Genomic DNA, 257 nt, shown 5'->3' with positions numbered 1-257 from the left:
CTATCGACCTCTTCGACCCATGCAGACCTGATCTCAGAGCGTTTTGACGTCGCCCTGCGGCTGGGCCGCGTGCTCGACTCCAGCCATCGCGCCGTGCAGTTGCGCACCTTTGAGATTCTGCCGGTGGCCTCGCCGGGCTTTGTTGCCAGCCTGGCGCCGATCAACAGCGTACAAGCCCTTGAACAAGCACCTTGGCTTGAACATGGGCGGGTCGGTGAGTTGAGCATTATCGAGTTGAGCAGCGGCAGCGTCCGGCC

General features: G+C 62.3%; 1 protein-coding gene. It reads left to right on the top strand.

The genetic code is table 11. The features are described from left to right. The coding region (locus AAEZ06_RS27720; protein WP_350617352.1) for a LysR substrate-binding domain-containing protein at positions 1 to 257 on the top strand (257 nt) is incomplete at both ends.

Origin of the sequence: Pseudomonas sp. HY7a-MNA-CIBAN-0227, assembly GCF_040310325.1 — a bacterium.
Taxonomy (GTDB): Bacteria; Pseudomonadota; Gammaproteobacteria; order Pseudomonadales; family Pseudomonadaceae; genus Aquipseudomonas.
This window is presented reverse-complemented; position numbering and strand designations above follow the sequence as displayed.